Source organism: Pseudoalteromonas sp. Z1A6 (genome assembly GCF_011378745.1).
GTDB classification, from domain to species: domain Bacteria; phylum Pseudomonadota; class Gammaproteobacteria; order Enterobacterales; family Alteromonadaceae; genus Pseudoalteromonas; species Pseudoalteromonas arctica.
The window spans coordinates 1-3,527 of sequence record NZ_WTKW01000395.1; the positions used below are offsets into that span (position 1 = coordinate 1).

A 3,527-nucleotide genomic window follows, 5' to 3' on the forward strand; every position below is an offset into this window, starting at 1 on the left:
CTCAAGTTTTTTTCTGAAGCTTTCATGTATTGAAAGTTTTAGATAACACGCTTGAGAAAATAGTAGGCCCCACTTTTAAAGGTGGGTAATTCATTTCTAAACGCATTTATTGCAGCGGAAGCCAGAAAATGAGCCAAACAGTAGCATCACAAACTGAGTATAACTATAAGGTTGTACGCCAATTCGCTATTATGACAGTGATTTGGGGCATCGTTGGCATGAGTATTGGGGTTCTGATTGCTGCCCAATTAGCTTGGCCAGCACTTAACTTTGATACACCATGGTTAACTTACTCTCGACTACGTCCGTTACACACGAACGCAGTAATTTTCGCATTTGGTACCAGTGCACTTTTTGCGACGTCTTATTACGTCGTACAACGTACTTGTCAAACGCGTCTTTTCTCAGACAAACTCGCCGCCTTTTCTTTTTGGGGCTGGCAGCTAGTTATTGTATTAGCAGTAATAACGCTACCGTTAGGTATTACTAGCTCAAAAGAATATGCAGAACTTGAATGGCCAATCGATATTTTAATCGCTGTGGTTTGGATTGTTTACGCTATTGTATTCTTTGGTACTTTAATCAAGCGTAAAGTGTCGCACATCTATGTTGCTAACTGGTTCTATGCTGGCTTTATTATTACTGTTGCAGTGCTACACATTGTAAACAGCATGGCAGTGCCTGTGTCGTTAACTAAATCATATTCAATCTATGCAGGTGCCGTAGATGCTATGGTTCAGTGGTGGTACGGTCATAACGCTGTAGGTTTCCTACTTACTGCTGGTTTCTTGGGTATGATGTATTACTTTGTACCTAAACAAGCAGGTCGTCCAGTGTACTCATACCGTTTATCGGTAGTTCACTTTTGGGCTCTAATTTCATTATATATCTGGGCTGGTCCTCATCACCTTCACTACACAGCGCTTCCTGATTGGACGCAAAGTTTAGGTATGGTTATGTCTATTATCCTATTCGTACCGTCTTGGGGTGGTATGATCAACGGTATTATGACGCTATCTGGCGCGTGGCATAAACTACGAACTGATCCAGTACTACGCTTTTTAGTTGTTTCATTGTCTTTCTACGGTATGTCTACGTTTGAAGGTCCAATGATGGCAATTAAATCTGTAAATGCGTTATCTCACTACACAGATTGGACAATCGGCCACGTACACTCAGGTGCACTAGGTTGGGTTGCTATGATTTCAATTGGTGCTATTTACCACTTAATTCCTGCGTTATTCGCGCAAGGTCGTATGTATAGCGTTAAATTAGTTAATACCCACTTCTGGTTACACACTGTAGGTGTTGTTTTATACATTGTTGCAATGTGGATTTCTGGTGTAATGCAAGGTCTAATGTGGCGTGCAGTGAATGCTGACGGTACATTAATGTACAGCTTTGTGCAGTCTTTAGAAGCGTCGCATCCTTTCTATATCATGCGCTTTGTAGGCGGTGTATTCATCGTAACGGGTATGTTAGTTATGGCTTATAACGTTTACCGCACTATTTCAGCTGAGAAAGAATCTCTGAAACTAGACGCGCAAGCACAATTAGCATAACGGAGTGAGATGATGAGCAAGAAAAATTCACAAAACAAACATGAAATAGTAGAAAAGAACGTTGGCCTTATGGCTATTCTGACTGTTTTTGCTATTAGCTTTGGCGCGTTAGTTGAGATCACTCCGCTAATGTTTCAAGACGATACAACTAAACCAGTGGAGGGTTTACGCCCTCTTAACGCTTTAGAAATGGAAGGCCGCGACCTTTACGTGCGTGAAGGTTGTTCTAACTGTCACTCACAAATGATTCGTCCTTTTCGTGATGAAGTTGAGCGTTATGGTCACTACTCTGTAGCAGGCGAATCAGTATGGGATCATCCGTTTTTATGGGGTTCTAAACGTACTGGTCCTGACTTGGCTCGTGTTGGTAAGCGCTACTCGGACGATTGGCATTATGCTCACTTAGTTGATCCACGTGCTGTGGTTCCTGAGTCAAACATGCCAGGCTTTCCTTGGTTAGCAGAGAATACGGTTGATACAAGCCTTACTCTGAAAAAACTACAACTTTTCCGTGATACTTTTGCTATTAACCCAGAAAACCCAAAACATCCGGGTTTAGGTTATGGCGATGATGCAGAGCTTCAAGCAGATGTTGATAAAGTTAATGCTATGAATGATGGCAAAGGCGCAACAGAAATCCAAGCTCTCATCGCGTATTTACAGCAACTTGGTACCCACTTGAAGTAAAAAATTATGGATTACGGAACATACAGAGGTATTTTAACTCTGGTAATTTTAGTATTGTTTATTGTGATTGTTGCATGGGCATATAGCAAGCGAAGCAAAACTCGTTTTGACAGCGCTGCTAATGCCATTTTTGAAGATGAAAAAAAACATGACAACACGCTCTCTAACGAGGAAAAGGAGTCTGAAAAATGACTAGCTTTTGGAGTATTTGGGTTATTGTATTAACCCTTGCATGCTTATGCATCATCTTTGGCTTATTAGTTTGGAACTTAAAAAACTATGCAGGCGTAGAAGAAGGTGAAAGCTGTGGACATGAATTTGACGGCATTGAAGAGCTAAATAATCCACTACCAAAATGGTGGACTTACATGTTTTTCGCAACTTTTGCTTGGTCGGTATATTACCTTGCAGCTTTCCCAGGTTTAGGTAACTGGGAAGGTTTTGGTAAATGGACTAGTTCTAATCAAGGTATTACGTCTTTAGCTGAATCTAAAAAAGCAGTTGCAGAGGCAAAAGCGGATGGTCGCTTTGTAAAACTTGATAAAGAGTACGAAGCTGCAGAAGAGCGCTTTGGTCCTATTTTTAATAAACTTGCACAAGTACCCGTTTTAGATTTAGTTAATTCTAAATTTGAAGGTGATGCAGCGCAGCAAGTAGCACTTGATAATGATAATAAACATGAGCAAACAGATGGCCAAGTAGCCATTGAAATTGGTCAGCGTTTATTCTCACAAAACTGTGCGCAATGTCATGGCTCTGATGCACGTGGTGGTACTGGCTTCCCTAACCTAACTGATAAAGATTGGTTATATGGCGGAACACCTGACAAAATTAAAGAAACACTTCTTTATGGTCGTATTGCAGCAATGCCAGCTTGGGGTCCTGCTCTTGGCGAACAAGGCGTTAAAGAAATGACAGCACATGTGCTGAGCCTTTCTGGTCGTACTGTTAACCAAAAAGACGCAGACGCAGGCGCTGCTAAGTTTGCAATGTGTGCCGCATGTCATGGTGCTGACGGTAAAGGGTCGGTTGCACATAACCTACCGTTTGGCGCGCCTAACCTGACTGATAACATTTGGTTATATGGTGGTTCTCAACGTGCTGTTGAAGAAACGCTTAACCACGGCCGTGCCGGTGTAATGCCTGCATGGAAAGACATTTTAGGTGAAGATAAGATTCACTTATTAACTGCCTATGTTTACAGTTTATCGCAAGATAAATAAGCACGCGGTTAATAAAATGTTTATAAATTAATTTATTTAATTCAATAGATTAATC

Annotated in this window: 4 protein-coding genes; all 4 read left to right on the plus strand. The window is 41.2% G+C overall.

The genetic code is table 11. The features are described 5' to 3' along the window. Positions 1-128 precede the first annotated feature (128 nt). Genes ccoN through ccoP form a run of 4 tightly spaced genes read left to right on the plus strand, consistent with a single transcriptional unit; the run spans position 129 to position 3,472 of the window. A complete protein-coding gene (ccoN, locus tag GQR46_RS17675) occupies positions 129-1,562 on the plus strand; it encodes a cytochrome-c oxidase, cbb3-type subunit I (RefSeq protein ID WP_007585649.1) in 1,434 nt (477 codons plus the stop codon). A gap of 12 nt (positions 1,563-1,574) precedes the next feature. Beyond that, complete coding sequence (gene ccoO, locus GQR46_RS17680; RefSeq protein WP_010554062.1) at positions 1,575-2,249, plus strand: cytochrome-c oxidase, cbb3-type subunit II; 675 nt, start codon at positions 1,575-1,577, stop codon at positions 2,247-2,249. 6 nt (positions 2,250-2,255) lie between these two features. Next, entirely contained in the window at positions 2,256-2,441 is a 186-nt protein-coding gene (locus tag GQR46_RS17685; RefSeq protein ID WP_010554061.1) for a cbb3-type cytochrome c oxidase subunit 3, read from the plus strand. Beyond that, positions 2,438-3,472 carry a cytochrome-c oxidase, cbb3-type subunit III gene (gene ccoP, locus GQR46_RS17690; protein WP_165722272.1) on the plus strand — a complete coding sequence of 345 codons (1,035 nt, stop codon included), beginning with the start codon at positions 2,438-2,440 and terminating at the stop codon, positions 3,470-3,472. Before GQR46_RS17685 ends, ccoP begins: the two co-directional genes overlap by 4 nt. The last annotated feature ends 55 nt before the right edge of the window (positions 3,473-3,527 follow it).

Coding starts and splice junctions, on each gene's coding strand:
- ccoN (WP_007585649.1), top strand. CDS start 129: ATGAGCCAAACAGTAGCATCACAAACTGAGTATAACTATAAGGTTGTA.
- GQR46_RS17685 (WP_010554061.1), top strand. CDS start 2,256: ATGGATTACGGAACATACAGAGGTATTTTAACTCTGGTAATTTTAGTA.
- ccoO (WP_010554062.1), top strand. CDS start 1,575: ATGAGCAAGAAAAATTCACAAAACAAACATGAAATAGTAGAAAAGAAC.
- ccoP (WP_165722272.1), top strand. CDS start 2,438: ATGACTAGCTTTTGGAGTATTTGGGTTATTGTATTAACCCTTGCATGC.